This is a genomic window from Candidatus Arthromitus sp. SFB-mouse-NL, assembly GCF_000709435.1.
Classification (GTDB): Bacteria; Bacillota; Clostridia; order Clostridiales; family Clostridiaceae; genus Dwaynesavagella.
In genome coordinates, this window is sequence record NZ_CP008713.1 from 430,462 (window position 1) to 452,801 (window position 22,340).

Consider the following 22,340-nt stretch of genomic DNA (forward strand, 5'->3'; position numbering starts at 1 on the left):
ACCTTTTTGTTTGTAAAAAAGTTTAACATATTTTAAAAGTCTTAAATAAACTAGTTATTATTAATAAATCAGGGTGAATTTATTTGGAAAAAGGTTATTTAGTTTTTGAGATTAGTAAGGATAATGGAGCAACTCCAGTTTCTAATGCTCAGATAAAGATAGTTAGTATTGATGGTCGGGAAGTTAATAAGATACTTGGAGTTAATGAGGATGGTAAAAGCGATAAAATTGAAATTTATACAAAAGATAGTAGTTTAACTTTTGATAAGTCAAATGAATGCATTCCATATACGGAAGTGGATGCTGAAGTGAGATTTGAAAATGATAAGATAGTAGAGATTAAAGGAATACAAGTTTATTCGGACATTACATCTGTTCAAGAACTTAAATTTGATAGTAGAGATTCGTTTAGAAAACATCATAAGGATAAGAAAAGTAAGTCTAAGAAAGAACATATTTGCTTTAAGAATGAAGCACCTTGTGTATTAAAATCAAATGAGAATGATGTTAAAATAAAGAGTGGATTGTTAAAAGATGATAAGAGTATAAAACCTGTTGTTAAGGTTGAAGATCTTTCTATACCCGAGTTTATAACAATACATCTTGGAGAGCCTAATGAAAATGGGGAAATTATAACGGTTCCATTTGTTGATTATATAAAAAATGTTGTTTGTTCAACTATTTATCCTACATGGAATGATGAAGCTATAAAAGCAAATGTATATGCTATTGTATCTTTATCATTAAATAGGATTTATACAAATTGGTATAGAAGTAAGGGCTATGGATTTGAAATTACAAGTAGTCCAAGTTATGACCAAATGTATGTCAAAGGTAGGAATTTATTTAGAAATGTTTGTAATATTGTAGATGATATATTTGATAAGTGCATTAAGGTTAATGGATTTCATCAACCTTTTCTTGCTAAGTGTGATAATGTAACTAGTGATTATAGAGTATTATCAAGATGGGGAAGTTTTAGGCTTGCTGAAGATGGGATGGATGCCTTAAATATATTAAAAAAATATTTTGGAGATAATATTGAACTTATAGAGGTTCCAAATATTGAGTGCATTATTAAGAAATATCCGGATAGAGAATTACATCAGGGAAGTTATGGAAAAGATGTTAAGTTTCTTCAGAAAGCTCTGAATTTGATTGGATCAAAATATCAGGGGATATCCAAAATATCGGATATTACTGGGAATTTTGGAGAGCAGACAGAGAAAGCTGTGAGAGATTTCCAAAAAATATTCAATTTAAAAGTTGATGGAATAGTTGGGAAGAAAACTTGGAAGAAGATATGTTTAGTTTATTCACTGATTAAAAGATTGTTTGGAGATTATAATGATGTTGAAGAGGGAGCAATTAATAATGTGTCACTAAGGTTTGGGAATGAGGGAGCTTTAGTTAAAGAACTTCAGCATGATTTAAACGATATTTTGAAGTATACTTCTTGGCATGAAAAGTTAGAAGAAGATGGAATTTTTGGGGAAAATACTAAAAAATCAGTTGAAGATTTCCAAAAAATATTTGGGTTAATTGTTGATGGAATTGTAGGTAAGGATACATCTTCTAGGATTAAATACGTTAAGAAAAATATAAAGAGCCTACAAGATTTTATAAAAAATAGTTTAGATAAAAATAAGAGAGATGATAAGGGTTCTTGTTCGCATGAAAATAGAAATGAAGATAAAAAATTTGAAGCTATACTACCAATTAAGTATGGAGATAAGGGGAAACACATAGAAAAACTTCAGGAGCTATTTAATACTGTGTCTAAATATTATAATTTTTTAGATACTTTAGTTAAAGATGGAATTTTTGGTCCTAATATGGAAAGATTTATAAAAAATTTCCAAAGGAGATTTGGACTAATTGTTGATGGAATTGTTGGGAATGAAACTTTAACTAAGTTGAAAGCTCTTGAAAATGCAATAACTGAATTTAATATGGATTATGAATTAAAAGAAAATGATAAGCAAAAAAATGATGTTAAAGAAGATAATAAGACCGATCTAGATAGATTATATAGGCAAGAGGAGAGTGAAATTTTTAGTGGATCTTTTAGATCTGAAATTTCTATGGAGTATCCAGGATTTGAATTAGAATTTGGAGATGTGTGCGGATATGTGACTTTGGCTCAACAATATATAAATTTTATAAGAAGTAATTCTATAGGGTACTTTAAAACTAATGTTGAACTTAAGGATGATGGAGTATTTGGGGAGAATACATTAGCCTATATAAATGAAATTCAAGACAAATTTATGTTTAATAGATCACGAAAAATTAATAAGGATGTTTGGAATAGATTAGTTTTGGAATATGAAAAAATTTATAAAGAATAGTTGAATTTATAAGATTTTCTAGCATTATTTTAATGTTTAGGAAATCTTTTAATTTTTAATATGTTAAAATGTTATATAATAGAGTTGAATATGTAGATATAGAGGTGTAGAATGATAAAGTCAAATTTCATTAAGAAGAGTGCGTCATTTGTAGCTGTCATAATGTTATTTTTATTTACCTTGATTTCATGTGGGTCAAATCATCAGAAAAATGTAGTTGATGATTTTTTAAATCATTTAAAAGATGGAAAATTTGAAGAGAGTTTAGTATATCTATCTGATAATGAATCTAAGGAAATGTATGTTAAATATATAGAAAGTTTAACAAGTATGGATGATTTGGATGATGATACAAAAAAGATTTATGATGTTGTAAAAAGTAAGGTTATGGATTTTACATATAGTATAGGGGAGTCCCAAGATATTACTGATGATAGAATAAAGATTAAGGTAACTATAAATAACTTTAATTTATATGATGCGTATAAAAAAACGCTTCAACATATTTTATCAGAAGTTCTAGTTGATCAGGATGCAAGTAATGTATCAAATACAGAGAATATTTCTAATTTATTTATTTCATACGTAGAAGATCTTAAAAGAGAGAGTAATAATGGGGAATTTACATTAATTAAGCAAGGTGATAATTGGGTTATAGAATTAGATGATGAAGCGTTATCTATTTTATTTTCGAGTTATTTAGATATGATTAATTATTTGAATTAGGATTTAGATTTATTGTATTATTAGTATAATTGATCAAAAATTAACGAATAATAGAGATTATAAAAAATTTTTTAAGATTTATGTTTTTTAATTAATAAAGTGTGTTATAGTATATAGGGAAAATATGTTAAAGGATTTTAGGAGGATGAAGCATTTGAGTAAGATTGTTTTTATTGGAGCTAATCATGCTGGTACGGCAGCTATTAATACTGTTTTAGATAATTATAAAGATAAAGAAGTTGTAGTTTTCGATAGAAATTCAAATATAAGTTTCTTGGGATGTGGAATGGCACTTTGGATTGGTAATGTAATTGATAGTCCAGAAGGATTATTTTATTCTTCTAAAGAGAAGATGGAGGCTAAAGGTGCAAAAGTGCACATGGAGACTGAGATAGAGGACATAGATTTTGATAATAAAGTTATAACTGGAAGAAATAAAAATGGAGAAGAAATTAAGGAAAGTTATGATAAATTAATATTAGCTACTGGATCTCTTCCGATTTCTCCAAATATACCAGGAAAAGATCTTGATAATGTTCAATTTGTTAAATTATATCAAGATGCAGCTCAAACAATAGAGAGGCTTAAGGATCCTAGTATAAAGAAAATAACTGTTATTGGTGCAGGATATATTGGAGTTGAGCTTGCTGAGGCATTTGAAAGACATGGTAAGAATGTAACTTTATTAGATTTAGCATCAACTTGTTTGGAAAGATATTATGATGAGCCATTTACAAAAATGATGGAAAAGAATCTTTCAGATAATAATATAAATTTGAGATTTGGTGAGAAGGTTGTTGAACTCAAAGGTAATGGAAAAGTTGAAAAGGTTGTAACGGATAAAGGTGAAATAGATGCTGATATGGTTGTGTTGGCGATTGGATTTTTACCAAATACATCTATTGGGAAAGGTAAGATAGAGACAATAGGAAATGGTGCATTTAAGGTTAACCTAAAGGGTCAGACTAATATTAAAGATGTTTATGCTATAGGTGATTGTGCAACTATTTATGATAATTCGAAGGATCAAACTAGTTATATAGCACTTGCATCAAATGCTGTTAGAACTGGAATAGTTGCAGCTCATAATGCTTGTGGTACAGAAATTGATTCAATTGGGGTACAAGGATCTAATGGTATATCAATATATGGATTGAATATGGTTTCTACAGGTTTGACTGTAAATACTGCTAAAATGTTTGGATTTGAACCAGAGTATACCGAATATGAGGATTCTCAAAAGCCAGCATTTATGAAACACAATAATAATAATGTTAAGGTTAGAATTGTTTATGATAAGAAGACTAGGAGAATATTAGGGGCACAAATGGCATCTAAGCAAGATATATCTATGGGTATACATATGTTCTCTTTAGCTATACAAGAGAAAGTTACCATAGATAAATTAAGATTGTTAGATTTATTCTTCTTGCCACACTTTAATCAACCATACAATTATATAACAATGGCTGCTCTTACAGCTAAGTAATAAATAAAGAAACCTATCTTAAGATAGGTTTCTTTATTTTAATCATATTTATAGTTTGATATCCATTTTTCATCAGCTTCAAAAATTTCCATTTTTGAATTGTTATTCTTGCATATTAATATTTTTGTTTGTGAAAATTCATTTGTTACTACGAATGGAAATTCATCTCTATTGGTTGCCACTCCGAAATTTCCATTTTTATCTAAGGCTATTACAGACATACTGCCAGCTTTATATTTTGATAAATTAAACCTTTCAGTATGTTCTTTTATAGCATCTTCACATGATGATTGAATATCTTGTTTAAGTTTCATGCGATTAACTATTGAAATCGAAAGGCATCCTTTCATGATATCTTCTCCAACACCAGTTGCAGCAGCCCCGCCAACTAGTGAATCACAATAAAAACCGGATCCTATGACAGATGAATCTCCTACACGTCCTGCCTTTTTTAAAAATAAACCAGAAGTAGATACCCCAACAGCCATATTTTTATTTGAATCTAAACCTATCATGCATACTGTATCATGTCCATCGTATGCTTCTAAGTTGTCCAAATCGAAATTATTTTTTATCTCATGTTTCCATCTATTGATACAATCATCATTTAACATATTTTTAAATTCAAATTTGTTTATGTGTGCAAATTTTTCTGCTCCAATAGAGCTTAAATAACAATTTCTTTTAAATTTACTTAAAGCTATTGCAACTTTTATAGGATTTTTAATATTTTTAACTGAACATATGGCACCAAATGATAAGTCATTACCATCCATAAAAGCAGCATCAAATTCTAGTTCCCCTTCAATATTTGGTAGACTTCCAAAACCAACAGAATTGAATGATGGATTATCTTCAGTTAGTGATATAGCTTTATCAATTGCATCTTTTATGTTTCCATTATTTTTTAAAATATTTTCACCGAGTTTGATACCATCAAAAGCCATTTTCCAAGTTCCAATCATTGAATACTTCATAAGTTTACCTCTATTTTATATATTTTCTAGTTAAATATATAAAGATATATTCTTAAAGTCAACCTAAAAAATTTTAAAAAAATAATTGTATAAAAAATTTTAAAAATGGAATTAATTAAATATCCTTAATTTTTACTATAACTTACTATACAAATTTTTTAAGTTCCTAGCTTGTATTATGAGCTAGGAATTTTTATTTTTTACGATTTACTTAAAATAAACTGATAATAGTACGAAAGATATATAAACATAAATTGTTAATTTTTAAGATTGAGCGGAGTGAGTGAAATGCGAACTTGTGAATTTTGTAAATCTATTATATCTGATGATTTAAAAGTATGTGATAATTGTATTAGCAAGGTTAATGGACTCAGAGAAATACTTGGTAAGAATAAGGAAGAATCGCTTTTAGAAGATCAAGAAATTAAGGAAAAAATTAGGATAGATAAAGAAGAGAGCAAAAAATTTAAACGTGAATTGAGTATGTTGGCTTTTATAATTTTCGTACTTGTTATTTGTATATTCTTGGTATCTTCTCAAAGGAAGTATTACATGGAAGAGAATATGATGTATGAAAATATACAAGATAATTTGAATAATAGAGAATATGATGAAGCCCTGTATAAAATTGATAATTTACTTAAAAATACATTAAATACAAATTATAAAAAAGAACTTACACAGATTAAAAATGAGATTAAGTATGACAAAGAATTTGCTAGTAAAGGGTTTGGAAATTTAAATTCACATAATGATTATAAAGAATTTAATTCTATTTATTATAATGGAAATGATGACTTAAATTTGAATAGTCAACAAAATGATTTAGTTGGAAATGGACTCTATTATAATTTCAATTCATTGTATGGACAAGTATCTAACATTGAAAATGATGATCAAATATTATCAAATTACTCAAATAATATATTAAACAAAGATTTGAACTCTCAAACAGATTTTAAAGGGGAAGTAAGAGACAGAGAAGATTATATAGATGTTACAGATGAAGAAAAGGAAAAGTTTATAAAAATAAGCAAATATATAGTTAATTTATCTCATGAATTCTCGATTGTGACGAGATTTCCAAGTATTAAAACGAATATGAAAGATTGGATTATTCAAAGGAATGGAGATATGATTAGGATCAGATCTTATTTGACATATATAAGTGAGTATTCATCAATTATTAAAGATACGTTTGAGATAATTTTGAGAGAAGATACTGGAGGTTATAAACTTATTGATTTATTTATAAATGAAAATAGAATTAAAAATTTAGTTTATTGAAAAAATTATGCTCTTTAAATTTTATAATAATTGGTTTAAAATGTTTGTTACCAAATAATTAATATATTTAAGAAAAAGGAGTTAATTTTATGTATGACAAAAAGAGAGCATTGTTTTTAACTAAATTGGCTATTTTAATTGCAATAGAAATTATAATAGCAGTTACGCCTCTTGGATCATTACCTGCTATAGGTCCAATTGTTATGACACTTGCACATATTCCAGTTATAATTGGTGCTATTGTACTTGGAATAAAAGGTGGATTAATAATGGGGTTTGTGTATGGTCTTCTCAGTTTTATTGTGTGGACATTTATGCCGCCTTCACCGATAGCATTTCTATTTACTCCATTTTATTCGCTTGGAGAAATCAGTGGTAACTTTTTTAGCTTGGTTATTTGCTTTGTACCGAGAATATTGATCGGATTATTAACTTATTTTTTCATAGCAATTATATTTAAAAATGTTAAAAGTTTATTTTTTAAGACTTTTATTGGTGCTACGATAGCAAATTTTATTTGTTCAGTTATTCTTCTTACACTTGTTTATGTGTTTTTTGGACAAGAATATGCTATGGCTTTAAATGCTCCATACGAAGCTTTAATAGGAATAATAACAACTACGATAGTGACTAGTGGAATTCCTGAAAGTATACTTGGAGGATTGGTAGCATATGGAGTAGCGAAAGTATACAAGGGAGACACTAACTTGGTGGATTAATTATGAAAATAGTTTTAGGAATAGATGCAGGGGCATCTACAACGAAAATAGTTGGATTTAGGGAAAATATTAAAGTAGGATCTATTCAAGTTAATGCAGAAGATCAACTTACATCTATTTATGGAGCAATAGGTAAATTTTTAAATTTATATAGTATTTCTCTCAAAGATGTTTATTCTATTGTGTTAACTGGAGTTGGAAGTTCATTTATTTTAGATGATATATATGGGATAAAAACTTATAGAGTAAATGAGTTTGATGCTATTGGATATGGAGGGCTTTATTTATCACAAAAGAAATTAGCACTAGTAGTAAGTATGGGGACAGGTACGGCATATGTAAAGGCTTGTGATGACTCTATGATACATATTGGTGGTAGCGGAGTTGGGGGAGGAACATTGCTTGGATTGTCTTCTATACTATTGGGTACTAAAGATATTGATATAATTAATGGATATTTTAAATCTGGACAATTAAAAAATGTAGACTTAAGTATAGGAGATATATGTAATGAACCTATTCCTTCTCTTCCTTTAGATTTAACAGCTTCAAATTTTGGGAATATTTTGGTAAATGCTAGTAAAAGTGATTTGTCGATTGGAATACTAAATATGATTTGCCAGACTATAGGACTTCTTGCTATATTTTATGTTAAAAATGACGATATCAAAGATATTGTTCTTACAGGAACTTTAAGTAAGTTTTCTGTTATAAGACAGATATTCGATAGACTTGAATTGCTTCATAACGTAAAATTTATTATACCAAATGACTCTACATTTGCAACATCCATAGGTGCAATTATTTATTATAATAAGTTTTTTAGATAAATTTAATCTTGAAAATTGTATATTTATGTAGATAAAGGAAATAATCTTTTTAAGAGATATTATTTTCCGGAGGGAATAGTATATGGTAAAGAATATAGTAATGTTGTGTGTGAGTCTTTTATTGTTGATGTTTTTAGTTAGTAATAAAGTTTCAGCACTTAAAGATAATACGCAGGAGTATTGTGTTGATAGTGAGATGTATTTTTTAAATAGTATTGGGATTGATAAGCTTAGGAATAATTTTGTGGATAAGTTTATTATTTTAGACGCTGATACTGAGAAAAATAATATTTTGATACGTGAAAATAGAGAATTAAATAATAAAATTAAAAAAAGATTAGATGAAATAAAAGTTGAGATTGGGAATAATATATGGAAAGAAATTAGAAATTATAAAAATGAAATAAATGATAATAAGATATCTACAAGAAATAGAATTAAGCAATTGATAAATGATCAAAAGCAGATTTTAGAGCTTGAAAATTATAGTGACGAATCTCTTTCGGAATTTATAAATGTGCTTATAAATGCTCAAAAGCTTAAACGAGAGAGTATCGAGTTTGAGAAAATACATTTAAATAAAATAAATGATTTGATATTATGAGAGTAAAGGCATATCTTGCCTTTACTTTTTTTAGTGTTAGAAATAATTTGGATTAAGGGGTGTACAAGAATGGTATCTATAATATCTCCTTCTATTATGATGAAAGAGGTAGACGATAATCATAAAAATCTAACTATACCGGTCTATATTGAAAAAACTAAGGAAATAGTAGATAAAATTAACTCGATGAGTGATGAAGAGATGAGTAAGTTAATGGTAATAGATGGAGATTTATTAAGAATTAATAGATTTAGGTATAATAAGTTTAGATTTGATTCGAATGGAAGTCCGGCAATTTTATCTTATACAGGAAGTGTATATAAAAATATTAATGCTAATGTATTTGATATAAATGATATAGAATTTTGTAAAGAACATATAAGAATTTTAAGTGGACTCTATGGGATTTTAAGACCTTATGATAGCATATACGAATATAGACTTGAGCTTAAGAGTAAATTAAGAATCGGAAAATTTAAAGATCTTTATGGATATTTTGGAGAATGTATTTATCAAAATCTTGTAAAACATGATAGGGAAATATTAAATTTATGTTCAAATGAGTATAGTAAGGCTATAATTCCATATTTGTGTAGTAAGGATATGTTTATAACGTGTAGTTTTAAGATTAAGAGAAATAATATCATTAAATCTTATGCAATGGATTCCAAGATAACACGAGGGAAAATGGTTAATTTCATTATAAAAAATAAAATTGATAAATATGAAATGTTAAAAGAATTTGATGACAATGGATATTTATTTGATAAGGCATTATCAAATAAATATGAATATGTATTTACAAAGTAGAGGTACTCATAATTGAGTATCTCTACTTTAAAATTATATCTAACATTAATAACAATAAGAAACCAAAAACGAAACCAATTGTACCGAAATTTTTGTATGAGCTCGAGTTATATTCAGGAATAATTTCATCTACAACAGTTATTATGATTGTACCTGCGGCAAAAGCTAAGATTATAGGCATATAACTTACGAGTATAGTTGATAGAAGTACACCTATTATTCCACCAATTGGTTCTAGAAGACCTGGAATGGATCCGATAAAGAACGATTTTAAATTTGAGTATTTTTCATTTTTAAAAGGTATTGATAGAGCAAATCCTTCTGGGAAATTTTGGAGTACCATAGATAGAGATAATGCGATTGCTCCAGCAAAGCTTCCTAAATTTTCGGATTTAGTCAATGAAAATGCAATCCCTATAGAAATTCCCTCTATTAAATTTCTTAGAGCAGATGATAAGATGAGTAGAAATTTTTTTCTTGCAGATAATGTTACAGGTAGATTTATCCTTAGTATTATATTGGATATTAATTTATCTAGTAATTTAAGTAAAATAGCTCCTAATATAAAACCTAATGATATGCCTAATAAATTATTTAGTTTGTTTTCAGATAATTCAGTTGCAGGAATAATTAATGACCATATAGATGATGAGATCATAATACCAGCAGTAAAACCTAAAAATATTTTATAGCACTTTATATTTAAACTATTTTTAACAAAGAAGATGCATGATGAACCTAATATAGTTGAAAACATTGCAAATATTGTATTCATTAATGTAAGAGTCAAAGGTGAAAATATATCCATTTCAATATTAAATACTCCCATGATTACTTAGAAAAATGAAAAAGTAAATTTTGTATTATACTATTAATATGATATATATTTGTTACTTGAAATTAAATTTTTAAAATTTTAGCTACTTTGATTAGGTTTTAAATTTAAAATGTGCATAAAAAAGATGTGATTAAGTTAATAAAATATTAAATATATCATAAATAAATATTATAATATTAAAATATTTCAATAAATATTATTAAATAGATAATTTGTTGGTTTGATTTTTTGATTTATAATGTTATAGTATAAATGGACCTTGCTAATGGTAAATATGTTGAATAGAGAATTAGATTAAAATTAGAATCATTGTCATCATGTTTAAGTGGTTTGATTGTTTGATTTGCATTTAATTTGGTTTTAAATTTTAGGAGGTTTTCATGAACAGTAGATTAAAAAGGTTTTTGGTAGTTTTAGTACTTAATTTTGTTTTGACTGCGAGTTTTCCAAAAGCTGAACCGCTACCTGTTAGTGAACAAGATGGACAGTATAGTAATAATGAAGAGATTGCAGGAACTATTTATGATAAAATAGTTACTGGTCAGACATCTATTAATATTTCGAACGATAGTGATTTAGAGATAAGAGCTGATATTGATGTTAATGAAGTTGAGAAAAGCAATGTAGTATCTAAAGAGGTAAGTTATAATCAGGAATTAGGAGTTAGAATTGCCGATTTTGCGAAGAGTTTAATTGGCAAACCGTATATGTACGGTAAAACAGGCCCAAATTCATTTGATTGTTCTGGATTTGTTAAATATGTATATGGAAATTTTGGGATTAATCTTCCAAGAACTAGTCAAGCACAAGCATATGTAGGAACTAGAGTAAGTAGAAGTGAATTAAAGCCAGGGGATTTGGTTTTTTCTAACACTTATTCATCTCTATCACATGTAGGAGTTTATGTAGGAGATGGAAAATTTGTTCATGCTGCGAATTCTAGTACCGGTGTTACTGTTTCTAGTGTGAATGATGGATATTATGGTGCTAGGTATGCATGGTCTATGAGACCTTATTAAGTGGCGATACTTTTAAAGTATCGCTTTTTGTTTTTAAATTATATTATAATTATAAAAAAACCACATATATATTTTTATATAAATTATATATGGAGGGATAAAATGAAATATAGAAGAGCAACAGTTAATAAAAGAAATATAAAATATGGGGATTTAATTAAATTTATTACATCTTTTGTGTTGGTTTTAATATTATCAATATTTATTTCTAGTAATATAGCTAGTTTTATATATGAAAGCAGTACATATAAAAAATCGGAAATTGATCTTGTAAGTGAAGAAAATGAAAATAATGAGAAATTAGAAGAAGAAAAATTAGAGAATTATTCTAAAAGTTTATTAAGTAATAATATAGTTTTGTTTCAGGGAGGAGTATTTAATGACTTAGATAATGCTGAAGAATTCAGAAGAAAGATAGATAATAAAGTATTATCTAGTATTGTAAATGATGGCAAATATGAAAGAGTAATCTTAGGAGTATCCACTAAAAATAATTTTTTAGATATGGCGGATTTTTTGAAAAAGAATAATATTCAATTTGTGAAACAAGTTTACAAAATTCCATTAAATGTTGAATATAATGAGGAAATATTGAAGATATTAGAGATATTTTCTAATTTTATTTTGGATGATATAAAAAATGTATTGAGTGATGAGGTCGATGTAACAGACCTTAAAAGCGATATTGATTTTTTAGATATAAATTATGGGAATAAAGGATCTTATAAGTTATTTAATGATTTAAGGGATTTAATACTTGACTTAGATGATAAAGTTGAAAAAGAAGATTTAGAAAGTGTATTTAATTTTGTATATTCAAGTTTTGCTGATTATAAATTATAGTGTAAAACAGTGTATAATTTTGCAAAAATATATCTATTAGTGTTTATTTATGCTTGTTAAAATTATTACTAAATGATAAAATAATAATTAAATTTTGTGTTTATAATGCATTAATATGAAGTAGTATGTGTGTTCATTTTAGTTGATTAATCCAAAAAATACAAAAATTGTATATTTATTGAATAATAACAAATAAAAATGTAACAATATTTAAAGAAATAATGTGGTAGTGTTATGTTGAGAAATTAAAAAATCATAGTAGTATTTTATCGAACCAAGTTTTGTTAAAAATGATTGTTTTATTTGAAAGGAGATAATTTATGGGATTATTTGGCATAAGTAAAGATATGGGCATAGATTTGGGAACTGCTAATACGCTTGTATATGTTAAAGGCAAAGGTATAGTCTTGAGAGAGCCATCTGTAGTTGCTATAAATGATGTTACGAAGAGGGCTTTAGCTGTAGGAAGAGAAGCTAAGCAAATGATTGGAAGAACACCAGGTAATATTATAGCCATAAGACCTTTAAAAGATGGAGTTATAGCTGATTTTGAAGTTACTCAAACTATGTTAAAGAAGTTTATAGAAAAAGTTACTTCAAGAAGTATTTTAGCTAGTCCAAGAATAATAGTTTGTTTTCCATCTGGGGTAACGGGTGTTGAAAAGAGAGCCATTGAAGAGGCAACAAAGCAGGCAGGAGCTAGGGAAGTTGTTTTAATGGAGGAGCCTATGGCAGCGGCAATAGGTGCTGGATTACCAGTTGATGATGCTACCGGAAGTATGATAGTAGATATAGGTGGAGGTACAACTGAAGTAGCCGTTATATCATTAGGGGGAATTGTTACGAGTAAATCATTAAGGATTGCTGGAAATGAATTAGATCAATCTATAACTAGTTACATAAAAAGAGAGTTTAACTTGATGATTGGTGAAAGAACAGCTGAACAGGTTAAGATGGAAATAGGATCTGCATTTCAGTTAGATGAAGTAGAAAGAGTCATAGATATAAAGGGTAGAGACCTTATTACAGGATTACCTAAGACTATAAAGGTTACAGAGGATCAGATAAGAGATGCTTTGAAAGAACCTGTTTCTGCAATAATTGATTCCATAAAAACTACTCTTGAGAAAACGCCACCTGAGTTAGCAGCAGATATTATGGAAAAAGGCATAATGTTAGCTGGTGGAGGAGCATTGTTAAGAAATTTAGATGCTTTAATAAATCATGAGACTCATATGCCGGTACATATTGCAGAACAACCGTTAGATTGTGTAGCATTAGGAGCTGGGAAAGCATTAGAAAATTTTGATAGAATAGCTAAAAATCAAAGAGGACATTAAAATTTAGATGAAATTCATGAAAAATAAGATAAATCTTATAATATCTTTGTTAATTATAATCATGATTGTTCTCATATTATTTTCTTCTCAGAGGACTAGTAAATCTTACATTGAGGGCATAACAGGAAATGTAATGAATCCTATACAGAAGGTTATGTATAATATTTCTAAATCTATATCTGATATATATTATGGAGTAATGCATTATTCAGAATTGATGGGTAAATTGGAAGATTTAAATGAGGAAAATGGAAGGTTGAAATCTGAAATTATAGAGTATTCTAAATTAAAGGAAGAAAATGATAAATTGCGAGATGTATTAAATTTAAAAGATAGATTGGATGATTATACATTTGTAGGAGCAAATATTATAGGGAAAAATGGATCGTACACGAATGATTACATAGTAGATGTAGGTATAAAAGATGGACTCGAAAATGGCATGATAGTTGTGGCAAATGGAGGACTGTTTGGAATGGTTATATCTGTATCCGATTATTGGAGTATTATATCTCCAATAATTAATGGAAGTATATCGGTAGGAGGTATAGTTCAAAGGACTAACGGAAGTCAAGGGATAGTTAAAAAATATAAGAATTCGTCTGGAAATTACATACTTAAGATGGAGTATGTACCTATAGATGAAGATGTAGTTGTGGGGGATATTATTGTTACTTCTGGATTAGGAGGAGTGTATCCGTCTGGAATAATTATCGGAGAGGTTATATCCATAGAAAATGATAAAAGAAATTTAAGTAAAAGTATTTTAATTAAATCCCATATAGATTTTGATTTTGTGAGCAATTTATTTATAGTAATCCCTAAAAATAAATATAAGGTAGAATACTAAAATTATGAAGTTTTTATTATTATTTATTATAGGTATATTTTTTTTCTTGTTAGATATATCGGTAATTCCTCTTTTTACTATAAATGGTTCGTATACAAGTTTAACTAGTGTATATTTTTTTATATGTTGTATGAATATTGAAAAATATGAAATTGTATATTTTTCTGTTGTTATAGGATTTCTCCAGGATGTGTTTTTTATTAATGGGTTTGGAGTTAATATATTTTTAAATATTATTTTAGGTGTGTTATTTTATTATGTATCTATTAAATATAATAAGAACAAATATTTTTTATCTGTGTTAATTGTGTCTATATTTTGTATATTTAAGAGTTTTATTACGAATATATTTTTAATGATATTTTTGGGTGTAGGTATAAGTGGTTTATATATGATTTATGAATTGATTTATATATTTGTTTTTTCAGCTTTTTTGTATTTGTTTTTAGGTAGAATATTTAAAGGGAGATTGTTTAAGAAGTCACTAGAATTTTAACTAACGGGGGGATTAAGATAAATATTAAGCATAGAAATAGTACAGATTATAGATATTTGGTAATTGTCATATCTATGTTTGTACTTTTTTTTATTATAATAATTAGATTATTTAATCTTCAAATTATAGGATTTGAGGACAACTTAAAATTATCAACATATTATTCTCAAAGGCAAGTATCTATAAGGGCATCTAGAGGTGAAATATTAGATAAGAATGGAGAGGTTCTCGCTACTAATGTAGAAAGTTACATACTAGAATATTCAGGAATTAATAATAGTGATAGCTTTTTTGAAGTAATTACAGAGGTTCTTGATATATTGGATAAAAATGGTGAAGATTTATATAATAATTTTGAAATAAAGGTTGATCCATTTAGATTTGAATTTGCAGTGACCTCTGAGTCTGAGATAAGAGCCAAAGAGCTTAGATTTAAAAATGATAGAGGTTATTATGATAAATTGAAGAAGAAATATTTTTCTTCTATTAAAGATTTAACAGACAATCAAAAAAGAGAATTGGAAGATAGTATTATAAATATAAAAGCCGAAGATATGTTTTATGATTTAATAGAGGAGTACGATTTATATAAGCTATTGGATAGTTCATCTGAAATGAAAAATAGTACTGGAAAGGAAATATATGATGAATTAATTAAAAAATTTACACCTAAGCGTATAAGAGATTATGTTTTTATAAGAGATAGTATTAAAATGAATAGTTTTTCTGGCTTTAATCCTATAATATTGGCAATTGATTTGGACAAGGAAACTGCTTTTGAAATAATGCAAAAGGAGATTATGTTAAAAGGTATAACAGTTTCACCTAGATCTATAAGATATTATCCTGAAGGAGAGTTTGCATCTAATATTATAGGTTATATAGGTGCAATAGATGATAATCAAAAAGAAAAATATCAGAAAGATGGTTATAATACCTCATATGATACAATTGGAAAGTCTGGTATAGAGGCTATATTTGAATCTAATTTAAGAGGAAAACATGGAAGTAATATTATAAAGGTTGATAATAATGGTACTAAGAAGGAAGATATTATGCAAATTGACCCAATACCTGGAGATAATATTTATTTAACTATAGACAAGAAGTTACAGAAAGTAACTGAACGGGCATTGAATGATGTAATGACTGGATTACAGAATACAGGTAATGGACATGGAACAGGGCTTGATACAAGTAATGCAACTCGTGGTGCCGCTGTTGTTATTGATGTTAATAATGGAGATATATTATCATTAGTATCATTACCTAATTATGATCCTAATGTGTTTGTTAGTGATGAAAATATGACTCCAGATATAAGAAAACAATATTTTGCTACTGATCTTAAAGAATTTGGAGAAGAATATATAGAAAGTAGAAATTTAAATATAGATGTAGATGAATTATTTCCATTATCAGATATTAATGATCCTAATAGTTTAAGAGAAGATCCAAATGATGTATATCCAAAGGTGTTTTTTAACTATGCGACCCAAGGTTTAATACCTCCAGGATCGACATTTAAGCCTTTGACAGCAATAGCTGCACTTGAGGAAGGGGTTATTGGACCTAATGAAACTATAAAAGATAATTTAGTATTTGAAGCTTATAATAATAAATGGACAAATCTTGTTAATTATACACTTGGAGACATTGATGTTAGAGATGCGTTAAGATCATCAAATAATCACTACTTTTATCAAGTTGCATATAGACTGTATAATAGGGAAGGATTTTCTAATAAAGAAGGATTAGATATATTGGCTAAATGGGCATGGCAATTTGGATTAGGTAGACCACCCAATACAACAAATTATATTTCTACAACAGGTATAGAATTGATAGAAACCACAGGGCAAGTATTTAATTTACAAAGTATGAAATCAAATGTAATAGCTTTATCTACATATAATATAATAGATATTTTAAATAAGGGGGAGTTTGGCAGATATATATTTAATCCAATAGATATATCTAAAAAGACCACAGATAGTGAAAAATTATCGAAATTAAAGAAGGAAATTAAAGACTTCGTAAAGAAAATATTAGATGAAGATTTGCCATTAGACGTGGATAAAGGAATATTGAAAGAAAAAACTGATTATTTAAATTCAAATTTAAACATGTTATTTTCTGATATAGTTAATTATTACAATGAAGAGTTTGATACTGAGTATACAAATAATGATATTGAAAATATGACAAATGCGATAACAGAATATACAATATATTCATTAAGAACTGAAATTTATACTCCAGGGAATGTTATAAATGCATCTATAGGTCAAGGTATAAGTTTATTTACGCCTATACAGCTTGCAAATTATATTGCAACTCTTGTCAATGGGGGTATAAGATATAAATTAAATTTAGTAGATAAGATAGTAGATATAGATAATAATATAGTTAAAGAATATAAACCTGAAATATTAGATAAAGTTATTTTAAAATCTGAAAATGTGGATGCTGTAATAGAAGGCATGAGAAGAGTTACTAGGAATGGTAGCACTGCAAGTGTATTTACTAATGCTCATTATTTTCCTATTGAAACAGGTGGCAAAACAGGTACAGCAACATTTAAAGAAAATGGAATGCAAGAAAGAGTTGGTAGAGCGGCATATGGTGTATTTGTTGGATTTGCACCTATAGATGATCCAAAGATAGCTGTATGTGTAGTTATATATGATGGTGGTCATGGATATTTTAGTTCTTATGTAGCTAGAGCAATATTTGAGGCATATTTTAAGGATGAATTACAAAAAAATTATCCTGAATATATTCCAATGTTTCCTTATGCATATACTTTAATGGATTAATTTTTGGAGGGGAAGTTATTATGGATAGCAACGGAGTTAAAATTAAGGGTGTTAGAGAAGGCTTAGAAATAATATTTGATGATGAAAAATATACATATGATAAGTTAGCTGTTGAATTGATAGATAAGATGAAAGGAAATTTAAGGTTTTTTCGTGAATCTTCTATAAAATTGATTATAGATTTTAATAAAATTGATAATGATATTCTTAAAGATATTAGAGGATTTTTTGAGAGAGATCTAAAGGTAAAAGAATTTATTTTAGAGGATAAGAATAGCTATTACATAGAAAATAGTACTTATTTTAATGGTATAGACGAAGGTAAAACAAAGTTTATATATAAGACAGTTAGGAGTGGACAAAAAATATTTTTTAATGGGAATATAGTTGTTATAGGTGATGTAAATAGTGGAGCTGAGGTTATATCTACAGGGAACATAGTAATTTTAGGAGAATTAAAGGGTAGAGTTCATGCTGGATTTAAAGGTAATGATAAAACTATAATTGCAGCATTTAAATTATCTCCAGAAATTTTACAGATAAGTGATATTGTTTCTACATCTCCAGATGGAGATAATCCAAGATATCCTGAGGTAGCTAAATTAAAAAATGGTTGTATTGAGGTAGAACCATATAGTATAAATAAATATGTATACTAGCAAAAATTTCCATATACAATTTATAGTATATTGATTAAATATTAATATTATAATGATATAGTTAGTGGGAGGTATGTTATGAGCGAATCAATAGTTATAACATCAGGAAAAGGTGGTGTAGGCAAAACAACAACAACTGCAAATATTGGAACAGCACTTGCTTCTTTTGATAAAAGTGTAGTAGTTGTTGATGGGGATACAGGATTGCGAAATTTAGATGTATTGATGGGATTAGAAAATAGAATTGTATACACGTTACTAGATGTAGTTGAAGGTAAATGTAAACTTAAACAGGCTATTATAAAAGATAAAAGATTTAATAGTTTATATTTACTTCCTACAGCACAAACTAGGGATAAGAATGATATAACAACCAAACAAATGCAGAAATTAGTTAATGAGTTAAAACAAGATTTTGATTATGTTTTAATAGATTGTCCAGCAGGGATTGAACAAGGATTTGAGAATGCTGTTATAGGTGCTGATAGAGCTATAGTTGTAGTTAATCCTGAAATAACATCTGTGAGAGATGCGGATAGAGTCATAGGGAAATTAGATGCAAAAGGATTAGATAGACATCAATTAATAATTAATAAGTTAAATTATTCTATGACTAAAAAAGGTGATATGCTGGATGTAGAGGATATAATGGATACGCTATCTATAAAATTGTTAGGAGTTGTTCCAGATGATAAAAATATAACTATATCTACTAATAAAGGTGAACCAGTGGTATTATCAAATAAATCTAAAGCTGGAAATGCTTATATAAATATTGCACGGAGATTGATGGGAGAAGAGATTCCATTTATGAATTTGGTAGAAGGGAACAATATATTAAGATCGTTAGTTAATATATTCAAGAAATAATAATTGGGGGCGACATAATGATTAGATTACTTCATAATAGACCTTTATCAAAAGATATCGCTCGGGATAGGTTAAAAGTTATAATAATAAATGATAGAGAAGGGATAACGCCTTATGTTTTGAATATAATTAGGAGTGAGATATTAACAATAATTTCAAAATATATTAATATTGATACTAATAAAGTTACATTTGATTTAACAAATAGTTCACATGATAATGCAGGATATAGTTATTCTGAATTGGTAGCTAAAATTCCTTTATATAGAGATAATATAAATAGTAAGTAAAGGTGAATTTTATTGAAACATGTTTTGTTTAAGTTTCGTCAACTTAGAAAAATTGATTTTATTCTTTTAATTAGTGTTGTAATTTTGTGTTTATATGGAGTAATAAATATATTTTATGCTACTAATTTTAATTCAGCTAGAAAGCAGTTGCTATTTGTATTGATATCTTGTATTACATTATACATAATATTATTTATAGATTATTCATATTTTAAAAAGTTTATTCCTATTATTTATTTTTTAAATATAGCATTATTGATATTTACTAAATTATTCAGTAAAGAAATTAATGGAGCGAATGCATGGATACAAATAGGTAATTTTACATTACAACCAGCAGAATTTATGAAAATTTCGCTAATATTAATGATTTCAAAGGTTATAGATGAGGGGAGTAATAAAATAAATGATAAAAAATCTATATATAAATTAGCGTTTTATATTTTATTACCATTAATTGCTATTGTTATACAACCTGATATGGGTATGACTATAGTTTGCTTTGTAATGAGCATAGGTATATTATTTATAGCTGGTATAAATATAAAGATATTTTTTGCTGGTTCACTTTTAAGTATATTTTCTATTTTATTAGTATGGGATACCAATTTATTACCTGAGTATTGGAAAAATAGGATTGTATCTTTTTTAAATCCTGCATTGGATTCTATGGGAAATGGATTACAGGTTTCTCAATCAAAGATAGGTATAGGTATAGGCGGTTTTATGGGTAGAAATGGTAATAGCAGTTATGTTTCACAGTTTGTACCTGAACCACAAAATGATTTTATATTTTCTATTATAGGAGAATATTGGGGGTTTTTAGGATCAGTTTTGTTATTAGTTGTATATATAATTATAATAATGAGAGTATTGAAAATAGCACGAACGGCTAAAGATAAGTTTGGTGAGTTGTTCTGTATAGGTATGGTTTTTTATATTTTATATTCTGTATTTCAAAATATAGGTATGACTATAGGGTTGATACCGGTGACGGGTATTAATTTACCTTTTGTGAGTTATGGAGGAAGTTCTATATTGAGTAATATGATAGGAATAGCTATAGTTTTGAATATTAATATGAGAAAACAAAGTATAGTTTTTATAGATTAGTAATATATAATATACTTAAAATATATTTATATAAAATAATAATATATTTTAGGTATTTTTATGAGTTATTTTAAAATATTAAAGATAATTTTAGTTATTTTATATAGTTTTTTTATCATAGGAGGTTATAAATATTTATTGCTATCATTGATAGCAATATTTGTACATGAGATAACCCATTTGTTATTTTTAAAACTAAGTAGTATTTATACTTTTAAATTAAAATATATTATATTGGGATTCAGTATAAATTTAGATGATTGTAATATATCAAATAATAAGTTGCTTGTACTTTATTTTATAGGTAGTTTATCTAATATAATTTTAGGCTTAGTATTAAATTTAATACAAATATTATTTGGAATAGATATATTTAGAGATTTTATAATGGCGAATTTTGTTATTGGATTTATTAATTTATTACCAGCATTTCCATTAGATGGATCGAGTATATTAAGAAATATATTGATTAGATTTATTGACTGTAAAATAGTGAATTATATTAGTATTTGTTTTAGTTTTTTAATAGGTAGTGTTATATTAATTTATGGTTTAATTTTTAATGGCTTAATGGAAATAAGTATAAATTATTTAATTTTATCCATTTTTATATTTATTAATACATTCAATGAGTTTATACGTTTTAATAAATTCAACAATATTATTTATAATTTGGGAAATAGTTGTAAGTGTAAGTCAACCATAATATCAGTGCAACTAGGGAGTATAAGGACATTGTTTGATACTATTAAATTATATATGGATTATGATATAAGTGTATTTTATATTGTTAGTACGGAATTTGAAATTATTGATGTTTTATTTATAAAAGATATATTTAGATATTATAGGATATATGGGAATATAAATTTTTTAGATTTATATAAATGATTTATATAATATTAGGTATATATTGGAATATTTAAGCTATTTATGATTAATAATTTAGTAGTGGTATTAAGTAAGTGCGATACCACTTTTTTATTTTTTAGATAAATAAGATTTATTTTGTATAATTTACTATTTTTAAAATTCTGGCGATATATTGATTTGAGTTTGAATAATAAGTTATTTATTGTTAATTTTATGTAATTTATAATTGATATATACTTATATAAAAATCGGTGTGTATAGTGTGTGTTGTTTTTATTTGAAAATAATATATTTATTATAAATAAAGTTATTTTAGGTTTTAAATTTATTTTAATTATTTAAATTTGTAGTTTTTTTCTAATATATAGGACTTTATAGTGATAATTTATAAAATATCGTGTTACATAAGCTAGGAGTGTATTATCAATAAATTTTTCAAACTACTTGTTATTTTTATATTACTTTACTGTAAATTTTATTTAATTTTTGTTATTAATGTTCAATTATTCAGCTAAAAACAGATAAGGTAGATTGCAG

The 22,340-nt window shown here is 26.8% G+C and carries 21 protein-coding genes; 19 read left to right on the top strand and 2 right to left on the bottom strand.

What is annotated here, in order from left to right; all coding sequences use genetic code 11:
• Nucleotides 1–83 precede the first annotated feature (83 nt).
• The 3 genes from SFBMNL_RS02130 (at nt 84) to nox (ending at nt 4,566) form a co-directional block, all read left to right on the top strand.
• Nucleotides 84–2,351 (top strand): peptidoglycan-binding domain-containing protein, encoded by a 2,268-nt coding sequence (locus SFBMNL_RS02130; protein WP_042294315.1) that lies wholly within the window; start codon nt 84–86, stop codon nt 2,349–2,351.
• A gap of 111 nt (nt 2,352–2,462) precedes the next feature.
• Nucleotides 2,463–3,077: a hypothetical protein gene (locus tag SFBMNL_RS02135; RefSeq protein ID WP_042294317.1), complete on the top strand. Its 615-nt coding sequence runs from the start codon at nt 2,463–2,465 to the stop codon at nt 3,075–3,077.
• A gap of 154 nt (nt 3,078–3,231) precedes the next feature.
• Complete coding sequence (nox, locus tag SFBMNL_RS02140; RefSeq protein WP_007440610.1) at nt 3,232–4,566, top strand: H2O-forming NADH oxidase; 1,335 nt, start codon at nt 3,232–3,234, stop codon at nt 4,564–4,566.
• A 38-nt stretch (nt 4,567–4,604) separates the two neighbouring features.
• Here the strand turns inward: nox and SFBMNL_RS02145 are convergent, their stop codons facing one another.
• The gene (locus tag SFBMNL_RS02145; RefSeq protein ID WP_042294319.1) at nt 4,605–5,543 is read right to left on the bottom strand and encodes a N(4)-(beta-N-acetylglucosaminyl)-L-asparaginase; all 939 of its coding nucleotides are present in this window, start codon (nt 5,541–5,543) and stop codon (nt 4,605–4,607) included.
• A 288-nt stretch (nt 5,544–5,831) separates the two neighbouring features.
• On the opposite strand from SFBMNL_RS02145, the gene SFBMNL_RS02150 reads away from it, so the two are divergent.
• The 5 genes from SFBMNL_RS02150 (at nt 5,832) to SFBMNL_RS02170 (ending at nt 9,793) form a co-directional block, all read left to right on the top strand.
• Nucleotides 5,832–6,830 carry a hypothetical protein gene (locus tag SFBMNL_RS02150; protein WP_042294322.1) on the top strand — a complete coding sequence of 333 codons (999 nt, stop codon included), beginning with the start codon at nt 5,832–5,834 and terminating at the stop codon, nt 6,828–6,830.
• Between the two features lie 89 nt (nt 6,831–6,919).
• Nucleotides 6,920–7,549: an ECF transporter S component gene (locus SFBMNL_RS02155; protein ID WP_042294324.1), complete on the top strand. Its 630-nt coding sequence runs from the start codon at nt 6,920–6,922 to the stop codon at nt 7,547–7,549.
• A 2-nt stretch (nt 7,550–7,551) separates the two neighbouring features.
• Nucleotides 7,552–8,379 carry a pantothenate kinase gene (locus tag SFBMNL_RS02160; protein ID WP_042294327.1) on the top strand — a complete coding sequence of 276 codons (828 nt, stop codon included), beginning with the start codon at nt 7,552–7,554 and terminating at the stop codon, nt 8,377–8,379.
• A gap of 82 nt (nt 8,380–8,461) precedes the next feature.
• Nucleotides 8,462–8,983: a hypothetical protein gene (locus tag SFBMNL_RS02165; RefSeq protein WP_005806909.1), complete on the top strand. Its 522-nt coding sequence runs from the start codon at nt 8,462–8,464 to the stop codon at nt 8,981–8,983.
• Between the two features lie 69 nt (nt 8,984–9,052).
• The gene (locus SFBMNL_RS02170) at nt 9,053–9,793 is read left to right on the top strand and encodes a YaaA family protein (protein WP_014017861.1); all 741 of its coding nucleotides are present in this window, start codon (nt 9,053–9,055) and stop codon (nt 9,791–9,793) included.
• Between the two features lie 22 nt (nt 9,794–9,815).
• Here SFBMNL_RS02170 and SFBMNL_RS08410 read toward each other — a convergent pair whose 3' ends face one another.
• Nucleotides 9,816–10,601, bottom strand: a complete 786-nt coding sequence (locus SFBMNL_RS08410) for a ZIP family metal transporter (RefSeq protein ID WP_242821357.1) — start codon at nt 10,599–10,601, stop codon at nt 9,816–9,818.
• A gap of 410 nt (nt 10,602–11,011) precedes the next feature.
• On the opposite strand from SFBMNL_RS08410, the gene SFBMNL_RS02180 reads away from it, so the two are divergent.
• The 11 genes from SFBMNL_RS02180 (at nt 11,012) to SFBMNL_RS02230 (ending at nt 21,821) form a co-directional block, all read left to right on the top strand.
• Nucleotides 11,012–11,650 (top strand): C40 family peptidase, encoded by a 639-nt coding sequence (locus SFBMNL_RS02180; protein ID WP_042294331.1) that lies wholly within the window; start codon nt 11,012–11,014, stop codon nt 11,648–11,650.
• 102 nt (nt 11,651–11,752) lie between these two features.
• Entirely contained in the window at nt 11,753–12,493 is a 741-nt protein-coding gene (locus tag SFBMNL_RS02185) for a hypothetical protein (protein WP_042294333.1), read from the top strand.
• 320 nt (nt 12,494–12,813) lie between these two features.
• Nucleotides 12,814–13,833: a rod shape-determining protein gene (locus SFBMNL_RS02190; protein WP_005806895.1), complete on the top strand. Its 1,020-nt coding sequence runs from the start codon at nt 12,814–12,816 to the stop codon at nt 13,831–13,833.
• Nucleotides 13,834–13,840: 7 nt separating this feature from the next.
• Nucleotides 13,841–14,683, top strand: coding sequence for a rod shape-determining protein MreC (gene mreC / locus SFBMNL_RS02195; protein WP_042294336.1), 843 nt, complete (start codon nt 13,841–13,843; stop codon nt 14,681–14,683).
• Nucleotides 14,684–14,687: 4 nt separating this feature from the next.
• Nucleotides 14,688–15,179 carry a rod shape-determining protein MreD gene (gene mreD / locus SFBMNL_RS02200; RefSeq protein ID WP_042294339.1) on the top strand — a complete coding sequence of 164 codons (492 nt, stop codon included), beginning with the start codon at nt 14,688–14,690 and terminating at the stop codon, nt 15,177–15,179.
• A gap of 74 nt (nt 15,180–15,253) precedes the next feature.
• Nucleotides 15,254–17,998, top strand: coding sequence for a penicillin-binding transpeptidase domain-containing protein (locus tag SFBMNL_RS02205; protein ID WP_042294341.1), 2,745 nt, complete (start codon nt 15,254–15,256; stop codon nt 17,996–17,998).
• Between the two features lie 20 nt (nt 17,999–18,018).
• Entirely contained in the window at nt 18,019–18,657 is a 639-nt protein-coding gene (minC, locus tag SFBMNL_RS02210; RefSeq protein ID WP_005806886.1) for a septum site-determining protein MinC, read from the top strand.
• A gap of 78 nt (nt 18,658–18,735) precedes the next feature.
• A complete protein-coding gene (minD, locus tag SFBMNL_RS02215; RefSeq protein ID WP_005806884.1) occupies nt 18,736–19,527 on the top strand; it encodes a septum site-determining protein MinD in 792 nt (263 codons plus the stop codon).
• A gap of 17 nt (nt 19,528–19,544) precedes the next feature.
• Nucleotides 19,545–19,817 (top strand): cell division topological specificity factor MinE, encoded by a 273-nt coding sequence (minE, locus tag SFBMNL_RS02220; protein ID WP_005806882.1) that lies wholly within the window; start codon nt 19,545–19,547, stop codon nt 19,815–19,817.
• Nucleotides 19,818–19,841: 24 nt separating this feature from the next.
• Nucleotides 19,842–20,930, top strand: coding sequence for a rod shape-determining protein RodA (gene rodA, locus SFBMNL_RS02225; protein WP_242838775.1), 1,089 nt, complete (start codon nt 19,842–19,844; stop codon nt 20,928–20,930).
• A gap of 138 nt (nt 20,931–21,068) precedes the next feature.
• Entirely contained in the window at nt 21,069–21,821 is a 753-nt protein-coding gene (locus tag SFBMNL_RS02230) for a peptidase (protein ID WP_014017862.1), read from the top strand.
• Nucleotides 21,822–22,340 lie beyond the last annotated feature (519 nt).

Bases quoted from the DNA above. Each gene is read 5' to 3' on its own strand.
- minC (WP_005806886.1), top strand. From the start codon at position 18,019: ATGGATAGCAACGGAGTTAAAATTAAGGGTGTTAGAGAAGGCTTAGAA.
- SFBMNL_RS02135 (WP_042294317.1), top strand. From the start codon at position 2,463: ATGATAAAGTCAAATTTCATTAAGAAGAGTGCGTCATTTGTAGCTGTC.
- SFBMNL_RS02205 (WP_042294341.1), top strand. From the start codon at position 15,254: ATGTTTGTACTTTTTTTTATTATAATAATTAGATTATTTAATCTTCAA.
- SFBMNL_RS02180 (WP_042294331.1), top strand. From the start codon at position 11,012: ATGAACAGTAGATTAAAAAGGTTTTTGGTAGTTTTAGTACTTAATTTT.
- SFBMNL_RS02150 (WP_042294322.1), top strand. From the start codon at position 5,832: ATGCGAACTTGTGAATTTTGTAAATCTATTATATCTGATGATTTAAAA.
- SFBMNL_RS02155 (WP_042294324.1), top strand. From the start codon at position 6,920: ATGTATGACAAAAAGAGAGCATTGTTTTTAACTAAATTGGCTATTTTA.
- mreD (WP_042294339.1), top strand. From the start codon at position 14,688: ATGAAGTTTTTATTATTATTTATTATAGGTATATTTTTTTTCTTGTTA.
- minD (WP_005806884.1), top strand. From the start codon at position 18,736: ATGAGCGAATCAATAGTTATAACATCAGGAAAAGGTGGTGTAGGCAAA.
- SFBMNL_RS02160 (WP_042294327.1), top strand. From the start codon at position 7,552: ATGAAAATAGTTTTAGGAATAGATGCAGGGGCATCTACAACGAAAATA.
- SFBMNL_RS02190 (WP_005806895.1), top strand. From the start codon at position 12,814: ATGGGATTATTTGGCATAAGTAAAGATATGGGCATAGATTTGGGAACT.
- SFBMNL_RS02170 (WP_014017861.1), top strand. From the start codon at position 9,053: ATGGTATCTATAATATCTCCTTCTATTATGATGAAAGAGGTAGACGAT.
- SFBMNL_RS08410 (WP_242821357.1), bottom strand. From the start codon at position 10,601: ATGGATATATTTTCACCTTTGACTCTTACATTAATGAATACAATATTT.
- SFBMNL_RS02165 (WP_005806909.1), top strand. From the start codon at position 8,462: ATGGTAAAGAATATAGTAATGTTGTGTGTGAGTCTTTTATTGTTGATG.
- SFBMNL_RS02185 (WP_042294333.1), top strand. From the start codon at position 11,753: ATGAAATATAGAAGAGCAACAGTTAATAAAAGAAATATAAAATATGGG.
- minE (WP_005806882.1), top strand. From the start codon at position 19,545: ATGATTAGATTACTTCATAATAGACCTTTATCAAAAGATATCGCTCGG.
- mreC (WP_042294336.1), top strand. From the start codon at position 13,841: ATGAAATTCATGAAAAATAAGATAAATCTTATAATATCTTTGTTAATT.
- SFBMNL_RS02145 (WP_042294319.1), bottom strand. From the start codon at position 5,543: ATGAAGTATTCAATGATTGGAACTTGGAAAATGGCTTTTGATGGTATC.